Here is a 304-nt window from a genome sequence, read left to right on the forward strand (position 1 = left end):
GGTCACAGTTCCGATGCAGTGGGGCCCCGGAGCGGCCATGCCGGAGCCGGCAGGCCTGACGTTCGACCCGCGCGGCTGCCTGTACCACGGCGACCCCGGGCGCTCGCAGATCCAGCGCGTGGCCTGGCAGCAGCCGGACCTCCTCGGCGCCGGCGGCGACCGGGCCGACGCGGTGGATCTGCTGGCGGCCCCGGCTGATGCGTCCGGGCAGGGCGTGCCTTCGGGCACGACCGCGGGCGGTTTCCACCCGGCCGGACCCGTGCCGCGTGAGGCCGTACGTTCCGTCGCGCTGGCCGCGGATCCC

The 304-nt window shown here is 77.0% G+C and carries 1 protein-coding gene; it reads left to right on the forward strand.

Features of this window, described 5'->3' with window-relative positions; all coding sequences use genetic code 11:
* Positions 1 to 37: 37 nt before the first annotated feature.
* A partial coding sequence (locus AC3XQU_RS23590; RefSeq protein ID WP_489876569.1) for a hypothetical protein occupies positions 38 to 304 on the forward strand: 267 nt, incomplete at its 3' end.

The organism is Telluria sp. AZSoR62 (assembly GCF_058111565.1).